Origin of the sequence: Nostoc sp. ATCC 53789, assembly GCF_009873495.1 — a bacterium.
GTDB classification, from domain to species: Bacteria; Cyanobacteriota; Cyanobacteriia; order Cyanobacteriales; family Nostocaceae; genus Nostoc; species Nostoc muscorum_A.
This window is the reverse complement of record NZ_CP046703.1, coordinates 5215500-5230682: the sequence shown is the minus strand read 5'-3', so window position 1 is coordinate 5230682 and position 15183 is coordinate 5215500. Positions and strand designations below refer to the sequence as shown.

14 protein-coding genes are annotated in these 15183 nt (G+C 42.6%); 7 read left to right on the top strand and 7 right to left on the bottom strand.

Annotation, left to right across the window (positions count from 1 at the left end):
* Positions 1–71: 71 nt before the first annotated feature.
* Positions 72–359: a hypothetical protein gene (locus tag GJB62_RS37565; RefSeq protein ID WP_114082753.1), complete on the top strand. Its 288-nt coding sequence runs from the start codon at positions 72–74 to the stop codon at positions 357–359.
* A 94-nt stretch (positions 360–453) separates the two neighbouring features.
* Here GJB62_RS37565 and GJB62_RS21745 read toward each other — a convergent pair whose 3' ends face one another.
* The 4 genes from GJB62_RS21745 to GJB62_RS21730 form a co-directional block, all read right to left on the bottom strand.
* Positions 454–1407 carry an alcohol dehydrogenase catalytic domain-containing protein gene (locus GJB62_RS21745; RefSeq protein WP_114082752.1) on the bottom strand — a complete coding sequence of 318 codons (954 nt, stop codon included), beginning with the start codon at positions 1405–1407 and terminating at the stop codon, positions 454–456.
* Positions 1408–1500: 93 nt separating this feature from the next.
* The gene (locus GJB62_RS21740; protein WP_114082751.1) at positions 1501–2073 is read right to left on the bottom strand and encodes a hypothetical protein; all 573 of its coding nucleotides are present in this window, start codon (positions 2071–2073) and stop codon (positions 1501–1503) included.
* Between the two features lie 214 nt (positions 2074–2287).
* Positions 2288–3094 carry an inositol monophosphatase family protein gene (locus tag GJB62_RS21735; protein ID WP_114082750.1) on the bottom strand — a complete coding sequence of 269 codons (807 nt, stop codon included), beginning with the start codon at positions 3092–3094 and terminating at the stop codon, positions 2288–2290.
* Positions 3095–3164: 70 nt separating this feature from the next.
* Positions 3165–4598, bottom strand: a complete 1434-nt coding sequence (locus GJB62_RS21730) for a BCD family MFS transporter (RefSeq protein WP_114082749.1) — start codon at positions 4596–4598, stop codon at positions 3165–3167.
* Positions 4599–4686: 88 nt separating this feature from the next.
* Between GJB62_RS21730 and GJB62_RS38045 the strand changes: the two genes are divergently transcribed.
* Positions 4687–4815 (top strand): hypothetical protein, encoded by a 129-nt coding sequence (locus GJB62_RS38045; RefSeq protein ID WP_256874352.1) that lies wholly within the window; start codon positions 4687–4689, stop codon positions 4813–4815.
* A 77-nt stretch (positions 4816–4892) separates the two neighbouring features.
* Positions 4893–5702 (top strand): Rpn family recombination-promoting nuclease/putative transposase, encoded by an 810-nt coding sequence (locus GJB62_RS21725; protein ID WP_114082748.1) that lies wholly within the window; start codon positions 4893–4895, stop codon positions 5700–5702.
* 374 nt (positions 5703–6076) lie between these two features.
* Here GJB62_RS21725 and GJB62_RS21720 read toward each other — a convergent pair whose 3' ends face one another.
* Entirely contained in the window at positions 6077–6772 is a 696-nt protein-coding gene (locus GJB62_RS21720; RefSeq protein WP_114082747.1) for a hypothetical protein, read from the bottom strand.
* Positions 6773–7155: 383 nt separating this feature from the next.
* Here GJB62_RS21720 and GJB62_RS21715 point away from each other — a divergent pair, with 383 nt between their 5' ends.
* On the top strand, positions 7156–7380 hold the full coding sequence (locus GJB62_RS21715; RefSeq protein WP_100901136.1) for a hypothetical protein: 225 nt from the start codon (positions 7156–7158) through the stop codon (positions 7378–7380).
* Between the two features lie 343 nt (positions 7381–7723).
* Positions 7724–8671 (top strand): aldo/keto reductase, encoded by a 948-nt coding sequence (locus GJB62_RS21710; protein ID WP_114082746.1) that lies wholly within the window; start codon positions 7724–7726, stop codon positions 8669–8671.
* A gap of 442 nt (positions 8672–9113) precedes the next feature.
* Here the strand turns inward: GJB62_RS21710 and GJB62_RS21705 are convergent, their stop codons facing one another.
* Entirely contained in the window at positions 9114–10643 is a 1530-nt protein-coding gene (locus GJB62_RS21705) for a DEAD/DEAH box helicase (RefSeq protein WP_114082745.1), read from the bottom strand.
* Positions 10644–10905: 262 nt separating this feature from the next.
* Entirely contained in the window at positions 10906–12225 is a 1320-nt protein-coding gene (gene rimO, locus GJB62_RS21700; RefSeq protein WP_114082744.1) for a 30S ribosomal protein S12 methylthiotransferase RimO, read from the bottom strand.
* A gap of 672 nt (positions 12226–12897) precedes the next feature.
* Here rimO and btpA point away from each other — a divergent pair.
* Together btpA and GJB62_RS21690 are read left to right on the top strand one after the other, a co-directional pair.
* On the top strand, positions 12898–13746 hold the full coding sequence (gene btpA, locus GJB62_RS21695; protein WP_114082743.1) for a photosystem I biogenesis protein BtpA: 849 nt from the start codon (positions 12898–12900) through the stop codon (positions 13744–13746).
* Positions 13747–13849: 103 nt separating this feature from the next.
* Positions 13850–14833 carry a vitamin K epoxide reductase family protein gene (locus GJB62_RS21690; protein ID WP_114082742.1) on the top strand — a complete coding sequence of 328 codons (984 nt, stop codon included), beginning with the start codon at positions 13850–13852 and terminating at the stop codon, positions 14831–14833.
* Positions 14834–15183 lie beyond the last annotated feature (350 nt).

The following is a 15183-nucleotide window of genomic DNA, read 5'->3' as shown; positions in this document are numbered from 1 at the left end:
TAGTCGGAAGTTAGGAATTAGGAATTAGGAGTTAATATACTTCTAATTCCTAATTTGTATCAGGACATACTGTGTTAGAAGTGATATTTTTCGTCTTTCATGGGATTCAACCTTTGTTAATCCCAATATGCTTTATCACTGCTTGGACTTTAACTATTCTCGTTGTTATGAGTCTCTGGACGGCGGCGCGAGATAGTGTGACTACAGCCAAGCTTATGCATCAAATCCCCTGTACTGGCTGCCAATTTTTTACTGACAATTACCGTCTTAAATGTACTGTACGCCCATCTATTGCCAATACAGAAGAAGCGATCAATTGTCTTGACTATCAACCGAAGACTAATCCTTATCTATATTAGGGATTGGGGACTGGGGAAAATGAGGGAAACAAGGGCAAAAGGGCAATAACCCATACCCAATGACAAATGACAAATGACAAATGACAAATAACTATTAACCAATTTCCAGCAATATTTTTAAAACACCGCGATTCTGGGCGTGTTCAAAAGCTGCAAGCCCTTCAATGAGGGGGTAAGTGGCATGAATCAGGGGTTGTACGTCAATTTGTCCTGTGGCTAGTAGCTGGAGGGCTGGAGTAAAGGGGCCACAACGGGAGCCGATGAGGGTAATTTCATCCACTACTAAAGAAGAAACATCTAAGCTGAGGTTGCCAGCATAAGTACTTTTAAGAACAAGCGTACCACGGGGACGGAGGGCGCGACGGGCGATCGCAAATCCTTCTGGGTTGCCAGTACATTCTACTGAGATATCAAAATATCCATCTTTTACAGCGTCAGCTAAACCAGTTTTAATCCCCCGTGCCTCTAAGTTGGCAAGTTTCTCTTGATGTCGCCCCACAGCCAAGAGTTCACAGCCAGTTAAAGCTAGTGTCTGTGCTACCAACTGCCCTAGTTTGCCATCTCCAACCACTAGCACCCTGTCGTTTTGATGCAATGATACTTGCTGCTGAATTTCCAAAGCTGCTGCTATAGGTTCAGTAAATGTAGCTACTTCTGTCGGCACATTATCGGGTACTAAATGCAGGTTCTCTACCGGCAAACAGAGATATTCACCAAAGGCTCCATTCCGATTGACAATACCTAAAACTGTGCGATTTTCGCAGTGAGTTGGTTGTCCACTGATACAAAACCGACAATGCCCACACACAGCGTTGATTTCTCCAACTACACGTTGGTTAACTAAGTGTTCTGGCCCTTTTTCAACCACGCCGACAAATTCATGCCCCAAAATACCAGTGTAAGGATAGTAGCCTCTGAGTAGTTCCAAATCAGTGTTACAGATACCCGCACGCAAGACGCGTACCAAAGCTTCTCCTGGCGGTGGTTCAGGAATTGGAATATCTGTACGTAGTTGCAACTGATTATTTTCGAGCCAAAGTCCTTTCATTTTTCTTCACGCCATTTTCAAAAATCTTTGCGTCAATTTAACGTTAAAAGGGTGAGTATAAACTGCGTTTGCAAAGTAATTACAAATTACGAATTACGTCTCTGTACTAGGTATTTCTTTAGTTTTAGTTACATCAATTTTGCTTAACCAAGTAACCAAGTCTTCTGAATCAAGTGCGATCTCGCTTCCTAAAGTTTTGATATAAAGAAGTCCATCACTAATAATTAAATCTCGGATTGGATACCATGAATCCCGCGTCCTGATCAGAAGTTCCAAGGGAATCCCTAGTCTTGAAGTATACTTGCGATATTTCCACCAAGCTCGCCATAGAAGTACAGATTTAGTACAGTGCATCTCATAGCCTTTGGGAACTTCGCTGTATTGATACTGATAGAAACCCCGACTATCTACTTCTCCTTTGAGAAGATAACTATATTCTGCTAATACCTGATTTATTAATTCCCACTGGGATGATTTTGGAGAAATCAAGAATTCAGATAGTGTATTAGATAGTTGGAAGGTGGCAATCACACCTTCACCTTTTGCTGTCAATTGGTTGGTTTTATACACTGTTTGCGCTGTCAAAGCAGGATTTGACAACAAAATTTCTTTTTTCTGGATAGAGTTTTGCACAAACTCTCGAATTAAATCTAGATTAGATAACATAAAATTATTTATACTAAATTAAGCAGTGTGATATAAGCCACAACGGTACTTAAATTAGTAACTACATTGGTTTTGAACTGAAATCAGGATTATTACCAGTTTTATTTATACTCAATTCTCTGTCTGACTAGGGCTTTATTAACTTTGATGTCGGGATGTCGCCGTTCACTACTCTGATTGACAAAATAACTGTTTTAAGTGTTAGAGCAGCTGATTAGATTTTTACGCCATCTAGAAAAGGTTGAAATACCGGAACTAATTCGGGACGACTGACAACCAAAGTGGGAAAAGAGCGATCGCTATAATCTTCTCCGGGTGACAACGGAAACGGTTCTGATTTCAGCGATACCCATACCCCACCAGCTGCCTGGACAATTACCCAAGCCCCGGCTAAGTCCCAAACTTTTGGTGTCGCCTCAATCCCACCGAGAGTAGCCCCAGTAGCAACTGTCAAAAAATTATAGCTAGCTACACCCAACATCCGAATTTTGCAGGGGAAGCCGTTTTTGATAGCTGCGGTACTACGAGAACAAAGGTTAAAAAAGTGATTATTGCTGGGACTATCAACACTGGTGTGGATGGGGTGGTGGTTGAGAAATGCTCCTGTTGGTGTTGCTAAACCAGATGAACCCGCCCAAAAACCATGAAAAGCTTGATCCAAGGTTGGTGCGTAAACATACCCAAAAATGGGCGTGCCTCGATACAGTAAACCCAGAGATATTGTCCAGATAGGAATGCCGCGTGTAAAGTTGGTTGTACCATCTAGGGGGTCAATTACCCAGCACCACTCAGTACCAGGAAATGACTGATCGCTCTCTTCGCTCAAAATGCCGTAACCAGAGAAAGTAGAAGCGATCGCATCCCGAATTTCCTGATCTGCCCATTTATCTGCTTGCGTCACCAAACTTCCATCAGCTTTTTGGGAAGCCTGTACTTGCCCAAAATCTTGCATTAGCTGCTTACCCACCCTGGTAGTGGTAGTTTGGGCAAAATCTAGAATTGTTGTCCAAAAATCATTCATTGGTTATTAGTCATTTGTCATTTGTCATTGGTCATTGGTCATTTGTCTCATGCCCAATGCCCCATACAGTTTAGTCTAAATCGCTTTCTAAAACTGAAGCGATCGCTTGCTTGGTACTTGTTTGAAATTCTGTGATATTCACCCGATTTAGAAACCAAATCGATAGCACCATTCCTAGTGCTTCTAGGGCAAATACCAGTCCATAAGCTAACTCTAAACTCGGTAACAGCTTGCGTCCAATATCCAAAACTGTACCTCCGATGACTACCGCCACACCTCTAGAAAGGGACTGTGCTAATCCCCATGCCCCAATAAACGTACCTGCGGCTTCTGCTGCGGTAAGATCCAACATCAAGCTAATTGCTGCTGTAGTTAAGAAACCTGCGGCTAAACCGAAAAAGAACAAGCCTAGTTTGAGAACTGCTGCATTAGCTGTGAATCCTGAAATACCTAGCAATATTGCACAGAATGCTACCAACATACAGCCTAAACGTGCAGTTCTGCGCTTACCCAAACGCGGGACAATGTAAAAGCCAGTAACACCGTAGGCAATCAGTAGTCCTGTTCCATAAAAAATATTTAATTTGGTACTTTCCGCTAGGGGCATTTTAAAAACTTGACCCGCATACGGTTCTAAAATCGGGTCTTGCATAAACAAACTGATGGTCATCACCAATAAAAAGGTGAAGAATATACCTGTTTGTGGGCTAGCTGTCAAGATTTTCCAAGCATTGCCTAGAGTAATGCTGTCTTCCCGGTTCACCAGTGTGGAACGGGTTAAGTATTGAGAGTATTTTTTTTCTACGCCGAATGTTGCTGCGATCGCTAAACCAAATACAATTGCTGGGACGATAGTAAACAGCCTGGTGATTGATGCCTGTAAGGTTTCTAAGGTTGCCTCTGGCGTTAACTGTTTCAGCAAACTGGCACTAATAATTGCCCCAACAATAATCCCCACCATTAGCATCGACCAAACCACACCAACTACTTTGGAACGGTTATCTTCTTCAGATATATCCACCAACAAAGCAGCAAAGGCAGTACCGCTAGCACAAATTCCTAGACCGTAGACAGCAAAAACCAAAGCTAAAAGTGCTGTCCAGCCAATTGTTTGGGTTGTCCATGTCCAACCACCTGCACTAGTAGCGGCAAGATTCATCTGCCACATTACTTGTACAGCTAAAAATGCTGCGATCGCAAATATTGCCGCTCCCACCCAAACATAAGCTGTGCGGTGGTATCCCCATAACGGCTTGGCATCAGAAATCTGGCCAAACCAGACACGGGAAGGAGCAACAAATAAAGGCAGTGCTAGAACGACTGAAACCAGTGTCGCCGGAATCGCTATTTCTTGAATCATGACTCTGTTGAGTACGCCCAGAGTCAAAATTGACATCATGCTCAACCCCATTTGAAATAAACCCAGCCGGAACATGGTCAGCAGGTTTACCCTTGGCACAGATAGGGATTTTGTTTTGGTATCAAATACTTCACCGCTTGCCATAGCTACTTTTTCGTATGGTTTATAGGATTTAATCTCTCTCTCTTTAAATAAAGATAAACCCTACCCGCTTAAAATCAGCTAAGGAAAAGTGGAAGTTGCGATGCGATCGCACTTATTTGGCAAGCAATTATACACCTCGATTAGCATAAGCTTCAGCCAAGTTAGGATTAATTTTTATGGCTTGCTGCTAATCCGCGATGTCTACGATGGTCACTGAGCTTGTCGTTCGCGCAGCGTCTCGTAGAGAAGTGTGGGCTACGCCTACGGATAACGAGAGAATTTTAGGATGAAGTAGTGAAACGAGATTCCATTTACTATCAAATTTTTAAGCGCTTTCCTGGGTTACTCTTTGAACTGGTTGATAATCCTCCTCTGCAAGGGCAAAACTATCGGTTTGAATCACTTGAAGTCAAAGAAACTGCTTTTCGCATCGATGGTGTGTTTTTACCTCCAGAGGATGCAACATCGAAGGTGATCTTTTTTGCTGAAGTTCAATTCCAAAAAGATGAAGCCCTCTACCATCGGTTCTTTACCGAGTCGTTGATGTACCTGAACCGGAATCGTTTTCAGTACGATGACTGGTTCTGTGTGGTAATTTTTTCATCACGCTCTTTGGAACCAAGCGATCAAAGAACTCATCGAATATTTCTCAACAGCGATCAAGTGCAGAGAATCTATTTAGATGAGTTAGGCGCGACTAATCAGCAGCCAATAGGTATCAACTTGATGCAGTTGACTCTAGCATCGGATGAAGTGATGGCAGAGCAAGCAAAGCAATTGATTGAGCGGGTAAAATTAGAGGAAACGGACACACTGCCGCAAAACGAAATACTAGACATCATAACCACAATTGCCGTTTATAAGTTTTCGACCTTGAGTAGAGAGGACGTTGAAGCTATGCTAGGACTCACTTTGGAGCAAACAAGAGTTTATCAGGAAGCGAAAGCCGAGGGTCGAGAAGAAGGTCGAGAAGAACGAGAAGCTGAAATGTTGAAACTTACCGTCCCTCTGTTACTAAAAACAGGGATGAGTGTTGAGCAGATTGCTCAACACCTCAATGTTGATATAGAAGCTGTCCAGATTGCTGCACAGTCAAGTACATAAAATAATGACGAGAGCTTGATTAAAATCCTCAATTGCCCTTTTCTGGTTTCTAGAGCGATCGCGCCAAAATGTGACAGATATTAAGATGCTCATGATTTCATCGGAGAGAAGAATAATCACACTCATTTTTGCCTGAAGTCTAACTAAAGTCTCGTGTATCACTGTGCCATCCTGAGCAATGTACCACCAACTGCATAAACAGCATCAAAATCAATTCTTTCTCCCCAAAGTGCTGCATCGGTTTGCTTAAATCGTAATCGAAAACTCGTTTCGACTAAATTATTACCGATTTCGTAATCTATTGTTTCAAGATTAATCGAGATAATTTTGCCAAATTTATCTTTATTGAGTGGCTAAAATTGATACTATCCCTATCATCGGAGATTATCCAAATCTCGACCAACAAATTCAGCCGATGAAGCCCATGCAGATTTAATCTCATTCGTATCGGGATCACGATACCAAGCTACTTCCCAAATTCTATTCATATTCCACTCCCAAGATACAATTCTATCTTTTATAAAAGATATAAGAGTTGTCGGGAAAATAATAAACCCAACAAAAGCATCGCTTGGATGCCTTCTTGTTTCAAGAATTACTCCTTTAACAGATTCTTGAACTCTTGTACAGTCTGGATCAGAATAGACTAAAACTCCTGGATGATAAACTATATGAACTTCATGCGGGATTGATTGAAGGCTTTCCAGAAGAGATAAACCACTCTCTACTGCTAATAAAATATCATTTGAATCTACCTCCTGCCCATGAACACTTTTATTACGTATTGACCAAAAGTAATTAGCTTTTTCTATTTCAGTAAAACCATAAGGTTCCAAAAGCTTGACATCAGCTAAGAATCTACCTTGAGACTTATCCAAAAGTCCCATACTAGCAATTAAATATCGAAGCTCTCTTTCTATTTCAGATGCCAATAGTATTAAATTAGTTTTAGGAGATGATTGCAAGTGTTCAATTCGAGCTTGAATTTCCTCTTTCCTAACTTCTTCAATAACTTCTTTGCTTGCTCCATATAAGTCTAGAAAAGATGAAAATTTAGATACTCTCAGCATGAGGATACAAATAATTGCGATAAAGCATCTCTCTCTTGTTGCTTGTCTCTTGGTTATCCATAAATATCGCAGTTGTACTAGAGGATATTATTAACAGTTATTACTTACTAGGTAAGTTTCTAATAATTCACTAAACTTATATGGAAGGTCTAACACTAAGTTAAAACGCGATTGATTATAGCATAGAGTACAACTCTAGTTATATACAACTAGAGTGATGGTATTGTGCTTCACCTGTTATCGGACGCAATCAAGCCAGATAAAAATATCAATATGAAAATGTGGTTTTAACTACGCTATTCTATTGAATTAGTAAGATAAACTTGCCGTATGTATGTCATCAAACTACTTAGCTTCATCTAGTAACCAAAAAGGCATAAGCAATGAGTCAAGAACCAGTCAAAGTAATATTATGGGAAGAAAATCAAAAAGATTTTCTAAAAAAGTTCTATGATCTTCAATTTACTCCCAGAGTAGGAGAGGAAGTTTACCTAAAAAAAGAGAAATGGAAAGTAACCAGAGTTGAGCATGATGTAGAAATTAGTGAAATTAATGTCTACATGCAATTAATCAAAAAAGTCAAGCAGGAGAAACCATCTAATTCATAATTACAAGTAAATACACTCAACTATCGCAATCCTATTTGATGTGTGAGAATTGCAGCCCGCAGATCCCCGACTTCGTAAAAGTTGTCGGGGATCTTGTTTAGGGACTTGTAAAAAATAAATTATCCCAAATTATTTATAGATTTTAGGAGCGCAAGGCTTTGTGTCCCTACAACAAGATATTTTTTTAACTGAAAGTCCCTTATGCGCGTTTGATTCAGGGTTTAAATCGCGATCGCACCGTGAAGATCCTTAAAAATACTAGATCAACTTACTCACACCCAATCTTGTCTGTAACGATACACTATAAAAGTAAAGAAATGTAAATAAACTAAATTTTGCAACCGTGGAAAACATCACATTGGGGCAAAATGGCCCGTCTGTTACACCCTTGTGCATAGGCACTTGGGCTTGGGGTGATAAACTATTTTGGAATTATGGCGATCGCTACGGCCCAGAACAGTTGCAAGAAGCATTTACCGCAGCCTTAGAAGCTGGTATTACCTTTTTTGATACTGCCGAAATCTACGGAATGGGAAAGAGCGAGGAATTTTTAGGACAATTTCTGCAACAGACACAACAACCTGTACAAATCGCCACAAAATTTGGCCCCGTACCGTGGCGATTTACAGCCCAATCTGTCTCTGATGCTTTAACAGATAGCCTCAAACGACTACAACTTGAGCGAATTGCCCTGTACCAAGTGCATTGGCCTTTTGCTTTCTTTTTAAGTCAACAAACTTTAATGAATGCCTTAGCGGATGAAGTGAAGCGGGGCAGAATTGCGGCAGTCGGTGTAAGTAATTACTCAGCAGAGCAAATGCGAGACGCGCATCAAATATTGGCAGCCCGTGGAGTGCCTTTAGCTGTAAACCAAGTCCGTTATTCTTTACTCAGTCGCCAAATTGAAAGCAAGGGGATTCTGGCAACTGCGCGTGAGTTGGGTGTGACTATTTTGGCATATAGTCCTTTAGCACAGGGATTACTCACAGGTAAGTACAGTATTAATAATGCTGAAACCCCCACTGGTGCGAGAAAAATAGACCCGCAATTTAAGAAAGAAGGTCTGCAAAAAATTGCCCCAGTCATATCTTTGCTACGCAACTTCGGGGAAAAATACGATCGCACCCCTGCCCAAGTTGCTCTCAACTGGTTAATTACTCAGGGGAACGTTATTCCCATTGCTGGGGTGAAGACAGCCGAACAGGTACGGCAGAATGCTGGTGCTTTGGGCTGGAGATTGAGCGACGATGAAATTGGAGAGTTAGAACTAGTTAGTCGTCCTTGGCTGTAGTAGTTTTGAACTACTCAAACACAGGAGGCCAAATTTCTGACACTACTAGCTCCCAACCCAATACTGCTCGGTTAAGCATTTTTAACTCGGCATTGGATTTGGGGAAAAGGTTAAAGGGTAAAGGTTAAAGGTTTTTCCTTTCCCCTTTCCCCTTCCCCTTTTCCCCTTAACCTACAAGTATTGGCTCCCAACCTGCTAGTAAGTCTGGTAGTGTCAGTTTGTCGTTGTCTTGCAAAACTATTGGTTCTTGGTTGAGCCAATCTGGGAGAAAAAATTACCCAAAAAGCCAAAAAGTCAAGAGCCAAAGCCAAAATCTTGACTCTTAACTCTCAACTCTCCAATTTTATATTTGGATTTTGGATTGAAGAAAAAATCTAAAATCGTTCGACTGAACGCTCACGACAAGTCTAAAATCCAAAATTGATTAACTTCTAACTGTTGACTAAGAAGCTGATTCTCTAGCTGTAGGTGAACCTATCTTTTTACTAGGGGATGCAGAAGACTCGTTCCCACTTGTCCGCAGTTTGGGCTTGGGAGAAGAATGTCTTTCTTCACCATTGTTACTATCTGATTTCCATGCCGAACGGGGGCGATCGCTGGAAGAGTCACGACGCTTGCCGAGTCTTGGTTTGGGAGCAGAAGATTCCTCTTGGGGAATTTCCACATCTGAACTCAACCAAGCGGGGCGAGTTTGATCGTAAGCGATTTGCAATGCGGCTGCGGCGATCGCTTGAGCATCGTATTCTTCAATTAGTTCGCTAACAATTGGCAAGAATGAAGCCAAACGCTCACCTGTCAAAGCTTCCCGCACTTGTTCTTGCAGTTTCAGGATGTGCCGCGCTTCAATTTGTGCGCGTGTAGGAATGGTCAGCAATTGCCAACTTTGACGGTTATGACGTTCAAATGTTTGCTGTTTGCGACGCTCAAATGGTTGTACTAAAGAAATTGCTGTTCCTTCTTTACCAGCACGACCAGTACGACCAATACGGTGGACGTAGGTTTCTACGCTATCGGGTAAGTCGAAGTTGATTACATGGGAGAGTTGATCCACATCTAACCCTCGTGCTGCAATATCAGTTGCTACTACCCAACGGACTTGACGGTTACGGAATCTAACTAATAAACGTTCCCGCGCTTGTTGTGACAAGTCACCGTGGTATTCATCGACACTGTGACCAGCGCCTTGTAACTGACTGGTGAGTTCGGCGGCTGTGCGTCTGGTGCGAACAAAGATTAAGGCTGTTTCTGGATCTTCCATTTCCAGAATCGGCTGTAAAGCTTTAGCTTTTGTCCAGTGGCGGGGGATCAAGTAAGCTACTTGATTGATTTTGTTAGGAGCGGCTTTTGGTTGCTCAACGGTGACAGTTGCAGGCGATCGCAAGAACTTGTTCACCAACATCCGAATCGATGGTGGCATTGTTGCCGAGAATAAAGCTGTTTGGCGATCTACGGGCGCTTGTGAGAGGATTTTGATTACATCATCAATAAAGCCCATGCTCAACATTTCATCGGCTTCATCTAACACAAACCACTTCACTTGATCGAGCTTTAAACAGCCGCGATCGAGTAAATCGATCACCCGTCCGGGAGTGCCCACAACCATGTGAACGCCACGTCTGAGTTGTAGCATCTGGCGGTCAATTGATTGACCACCATAGATTGCTAACACCCGCAATCCTTCATCGCCGATGAATTGGGCGATCGCATCGTGAACCTGCATTGCTAATTCACGAGTTGGTGTTAAAACTATGGCTTGTACGGCTTTTTGATTAATATCTAGCCGCTCTAAAATAGGCAGTGAAAATGCTGCGGTTTTGCCTGTTCCAGTTTGAGATTGACCGACTACATCACGACCACCCAGCAATTGGGGAATTGCTTGGACTTGAATGTTAGTTGGTTCGGTAAAACCGATTTTTTCTAGTTGTGCAACACGTTCTTGGGAAATGCCTAATTCTTGGAATGAAAGAGTCATTAATTCGTCCTAAATTTTATGTAAGGATTCTTGGATTAGCCATTTAGTCATTAGTCATTAGTCATTAGTCGTTAGTCATTAGTTATTAGTAAGCCAAGGGCGGTAGCGAAGCCTCAAGTCTTTGAGAGACTATGCCAAAGAGTCCGCGAACTTCAGGTAAACCCTCATGAAAACTGCCATTAATGCAGCGTTGACCTTAAAATAAGGGTAAATCTGTAAGGGTCATTTAACAAAGGACAAAAGACAAAAGACAAAAGACAATTTAGTTATTGACTACTTGACCATAGAGGTCGTATGTATCAGCGTGGTGAATCGCTATTGGCACGATGGTTCCTAACTTTGCCTGGCCTTTGACATACACCAGACCATCAACCTCTGGGGAAAATCTACCTGAACGACCTATTAATTCACCACTTTCAGGATTTTCTTGCTCAATCAGGACATCGACGATTTTGCCTACTTCCTGTTGATTTTTCTTTTGAGAAATCGGTTGCTGGAGTTCCATCAGTTGGTATCGGCGATCGTCCATCACTTCTTGGGCCAACTGATTTGGTAGCTTGTAAGCTGGGGTTCCTTCCTCAGAGGAAAAGGTGAAGACACCAACATGATCAAATTCATGCCGTTGAACGAACTCTAGTAGATGCTCAAAATGCTCTTGTGTTTCTCCTGGGAAACCAACAATAAATGTTGTCCGCAGTACGGCTGTTGGTAGCGCCGTTTTGATGCGATCTATAATCCCATCATTTACCCGCCCTTGCCAAGGACGGTTCATGGCGCGGAGAATATCTGGATGAGAATGCTGCAAAGGCAAATCCAGATAAGGCAAGACGTTTGGTGTTTCTTGAATCGCCGCGATCACATCTGGGGTCAGTCCCGTGGGATAAGCGTAGTGCATTCTGATCCACGGTATATCTACTTTCCCCAAAGCGCGAAGTAATTCGGCTAATTTTGGCTTACCATAAATATCCAAACCGTAATTAGTGGTGATTTGGGAAATTAGAATAATTTCCTTTACCCCTTGACTAACTAACTGCTCGGCTTCGGCGACTATAGATTCAATAGTACGCGATCGCTGGTTCCCTCGAAGATGAGGAATTATACAAAATGCACAACGATAATCACAACCTTCGGCAACCCGTAGGTAAGCTACGCCCTCGGTTGTAGTGCGGTAGCGCGGTGTAGTTTCGTCGGCAATGTAGGTTGGTTCGATACTAACCTGTTTGACCCGTTCGCCAAGTTCAACACGCTCAATTACATTAACAATTTTGTGATAATCGCCTGTACCCACAACAGCTACTGCTTCGGGCAATTCCTCCAAAAGTTGTTCTTGGAAGTGTTGCGCCATACAGCCAGTGATTACGATCTTTTTATTTGCCTCTGCCAGTTCTACCAAAGTTCTGACAGATTCTTGCCGGGCTGCTTCAATAAAACTACAAGTATTAACAATAACGTAATCTGCTAACTCTTCATTTGTATCTACACCGTAGCCTGCTTCTACGAGCATTCCCAGCATGTGTTCTGTATCAATTCGATTTTTCTCGCAGCCCAGGTGAGAAATGGCAATTGTTGGCTTGTCACCCATATTTTGAAAATATCTTCATTTTTTTCTTCTTGTTGTCAAACGTTCCGGCGCTAACTTCGCTTTTTTGCTATCAGCATCCTCATGAAAACACTACAGTGGCAAATTCCCACTGTTTTTAACTGTTCGTGGACTCACAACCCTATTAATAAATAAAAATAGAGGTCATGTTATGATATTCCTATCAATCTGTTCCCCAGGGTGAATTGAAGTGTCTTTGGGTACTTTTGACACTTGTAATCTTTTTTAACAATTCGCCTATTGGTATTTTACATTACCACAGCGTGTGCGTTGTTAATCTACCCATCGGGAAGCCGCCCAAAGGGCTTGTTGTGAGAAGTCGCTACCCTCAGGGAAATCGACGAAAGCGACTACGCCTATAAAGCAGTAATGCTACCCTGGCAATTGGCAAGTCCTACGACTGTTCGCGGACAAGATGCCTAAACCACGGAAAGCTGCCTTGCGTCTGGTGAGTGGCAAACTCCTCTTGTAGCCAGGTTTTATCTTAACATATCTTATGGGAGGTTTCACGCCAATTTCCATCTGAGGAAGGAGGCAATAAACCGACTATCATAAAACACATTTGACTAGTTAATGAAAAGTCAAGAGTCAAGGGTCATATAATCAATAGTCAAAAAATTCTAGACTCTGGACTCCGCGAGGCGGATTAAAGACGTGGACTTATATCAATTATTTAAAACTCGCTCACCGATTATTGGCGTGGTTCACCTGCTACCACTGCCTACCTCACCCCGTTGGGGAGGTAGCCTAAAAGCGGTGATTGACCGAGCTGAACAAGAAGCTGCGGCCCTTGCAAGCGGAGGGGTTGACGGTCTGATTGTGGAGAATTTTTTCGACGCGCCCTTTACCAAAAACCAAGTCGATCCCGTGGTTGTGAGTGCCATGACCATTGTGGTGCAACGGATACAAAACTTGGTGACTTTGCCTATAGGCTTAAATGTTTTGCGAAACGACGGCAAAAGTGCAATGGCGATCGCTAGCTGTGTGCAAGCGCAATTCATCCGCGTCAACGTTCTCACGGGAGTAATGGCAACCGATCAGGGATTAATTGAAGGAGAAGCCCATCACCTACTCCGCTATCGACGGGAGTTAGGCAGCGATGTTAAAATTCTGGCCGATGTTTTGGTGAAGCACGCCCGTCCTTTGAGTTCTCCAAATCTCACAGTCGCTGTGAAAGACACCATTGAAAGGGGTTTAGCAGACGGGGTGATTTTGTCAGGCTGGGCTACTGGTAGCCCTCCTAACTTAGAAGATTTGGAACTAGCTTGTGATGCAGCAGCTGGCACGCCAGTGTTCATTGGTAGTGGGGCGAGTTGGGAAAATATTGATACATTGATGCAGGCAGCAGATGGTGTAATAGTTTCCAGTTCCCTGAAACGTCACGGACGTATTGAGCAACCAATTGATCCAATTCGCGTCAGTCAATTTGTCGAAGCCGCGCGTCGCAGTTGGAACTCCAAAGGTGAAAGCAAATCAGCAGAACAAGTAAAGTTACATTCTTAGAAAGTAGGGAGTGGGGAGTAGGGGGAGCAAGCGAACAATTAATTATTATTTCCCATTCCCCATTCCCCATTCCCCATTCCCCATTCCCCATTCCCCAATATTTATGATTCGCCGTCGTTCTACTCCTTGGATTCATAAATGGTCACGGCCATTGATTGCCGCGATCGCTGGATGTGGTGCCCTGATCACAGGTTATCTCACCATAGAAAAGTTAACAGGAGGCAGTGCAGCTTGTGTGGCAGAGGCTGGCGCTAAGGGTTGTAATGATGTGCTTTCCAGTCCTTGGGCAACAATTTTTGGTCAGCCGTTAGCTTTGTTTGGGCTTTTAGCATATATCAGTATGGTGATATTGGCTTTAGCTCCCTTGGTATTTAACTCAGGGGAAAACAATAGCCGCAAACAATTGGAAAATTTGACGTGGTGGCTGCTGCTGGTGGGTGCGATCGCTATGTCTGTCTTTAGCGGCTACTTAATGTATGTGCTGACATCTCAAATTAAAGCTGTTTGTCCTTACTGTATTGGTTCAGCTTTGTTTTCTGTGAGTCTTTTGGTACTAACAATTATGGGTCGAACTTGGGAGGATATTGGACAAATCTTCTTTACCGCCCTAATTGTGGGTATGGTAACGCTGATTGGTACTTTAGGCGTTTATGCTGGCGTGAATAAATCAGATGTTACACCTGAAACTCCAGGACAACCCACAAAAATTACCTTTAATTCCAAAGGAGACCCTAACCCAGCGTTTGGTTGGGAAGTTACCACCACTTCTGGCGAGGCAGAAATAGCCTTAGCAAGCCATCTAGCAAAGGTAGGCGCAAAGGAATACAGCGCTTACTGGTGTCCTCATTGCCATGAACAAAAGCAGCTTTTTGGTAAAGAAGCCGAGGAAATAATTAACAAAGATGTTAAGGTAGAGTGCGCTCCCGATGGGCTTAAAGCTCAAACAGAACTGTGTAAAGCCGCAAAAATTGAAGGCTTCCCCACTTGGATCATCAATGGTCAAAGTTATAGCGGAGTCCAAAACTTAAATGAACTAGCAAAAGTTTCCGGTTACACAGGGCCTCGCAACTTTAAGTATTTCAAGTAATTGTCTTCAAGAAGGCTAGATCAAGCTAGTGGTAAGGTGTAGCTCACATCCCATAAAATAATGCTGAGTTAAAAGACTGCCACGCCACTTGTTTTACTTGAGGTTTACCTACGTGGAGTTTTCCGTCATTACACAGTGCTTTTTGTCACTCAGAATAGAAGAAACGCCCCGCTATAGCGCCGAGTAATAGTCAACTGGATGAATACAGCAAAGTCTGTTTCCAGTTGGCTGTTTTGTTTTTGGTAATAGATAATAGGTCTTGTCCAATAGCCAATTACCAGTTTTCCTGCGGCTTTTATCCGAAAATATTTGAAAGTTTAAGGAAATTAATCAAGTATATTTACTTTAAT

Bases quoted from the DNA above. Each gene is read 5' to 3' on its own strand.
- GJB62_RS21745 (WP_114082752.1), bottom strand. From the start codon at position 1,407: ATGAAAGGACTTTGGCTCGAAAATAATCAGTTGCAACTACGTACAGAT.
- GJB62_RS21740 (WP_114082751.1), bottom strand. From the start codon at position 2,073: ATGTTATCTAATCTAGATTTAATTCGAGAGTTTGTGCAAAACTCTATC.
- GJB62_RS21735 (WP_114082750.1), bottom strand. From the start codon at position 3,094: ATGAATGATTTTTGGACAACAATTCTAGATTTTGCCCAAACTACCACT.
- GJB62_RS21730 (WP_114082749.1), bottom strand. From the start codon at position 4,598: ATGGCAAGCGGTGAAGTATTTGATACCAAAACAAAATCCCTATCTGTG.
- GJB62_RS21720 (WP_114082747.1), bottom strand. From the start codon at position 6,772: ATGCTGAGAGTATCTAAATTTTCATCTTTTCTAGACTTATATGGAGCA.
- GJB62_RS21715 (WP_100901136.1), top strand. From the start codon at position 7,156: ATGAGTCAAGAACCAGTCAAAGTAATATTATGGGAAGAAAATCAAAAA.
- GJB62_RS21705 (WP_114082745.1), bottom strand. From the start codon at position 10,643: ATGACTCTTTCATTCCAAGAATTAGGCATTTCCCAAGAACGTGTTGCA.
- rimO (WP_114082744.1), bottom strand. From the start codon at position 12,225: ATGGGTGACAAGCCAACAATTGCCATTTCTCACCTGGGCTGCGAGAAA.
- GJB62_RS21690 (WP_114082742.1), top strand. From the start codon at position 13,850: ATGATTCGCCGTCGTTCTACTCCTTGGATTCATAAATGGTCACGGCCA.